This is a genomic window from Aliiglaciecola sp. 2_MG-2023, from assembly GCF_030548145.1.
Lineage (GTDB): Bacteria > Pseudomonadota > Gammaproteobacteria > Enterobacterales > Alteromonadaceae > Aliiglaciecola > Aliiglaciecola lipolytica_A.
In genome coordinates this window covers 1-626 of the sequence record NZ_JAUORY010000068.1, presented here as the reverse complement: position 1 = coordinate 626, position 626 = coordinate 1, and the positions used below count along the sequence as shown (strand labels likewise).

Genomic DNA, 626 nt, shown 5'->3' with positions numbered 1-626 from the left:
TGGGGTTGGATCACCTCCTTACACTATAGGTATCACTTTTGTGATGCAGTGTTCACACAGATTGTTTTGTTGTTAATAAAGAAGAGCAAAGAAGTAAGTGCTTGGGTAACAAGCAAATATTGCACATGCTAATGAATTGGCAGAAGCAAGATATAGGCTTGTAGCTCAGCTGGTTAGAGCGCACCCCTGATAAGGGTGAGGTCGGCAGTTCAAGTCTGCCCAAGCCTACCATTTCGCATTTATGCTGCGTTGGATACCTCGTCGTTTAGTGAGCTAAACGTCCTCGATATCCGCCTTGCCTAAACGCGAACTGGCCGAAGATTCATCATCTTCAACCTTATTTACGATGTTTATGCTGTATGTAAGGGGCTATAGCTCAGCTGGGAGAGCGCCTGCCTTGCACGCAGGAGGTCAGCAGTTCGATCCTGCTTAGCTCCACCACTTTCAAGAAGAAAGTGATTGCTCAATAAAGGAAAGCAAGCCTTAATCAATAAATGTGAATTAGCATATATTGATTAGGGTTTTTTAAACCTTAAGACGCGGCGTGAAGCGCCAAGTCAATGTTCTTTAACAATTTGGAAAGCTGATAAAAGTAATCAAAAATAAAGAGTAATAATTGAAGAGCA

The 626-nt window shown here is 42.5% G+C and carries 2 tRNA genes; both read left to right on the top strand.

Features of this window, described 5'->3' with window-relative positions:
- The first annotated feature begins 154 nt into the window (after positions 1 to 154).
- Positions 155 to 231 (top strand) — tRNA-Ile (locus Q4567_RS22230).
- A gap of 134 nt (positions 232 to 365) precedes the next feature.
- Positions 366 to 441, top strand: a tRNA-Ala gene (locus Q4567_RS22225).
- Positions 442 to 626 lie beyond the last annotated feature (185 nt).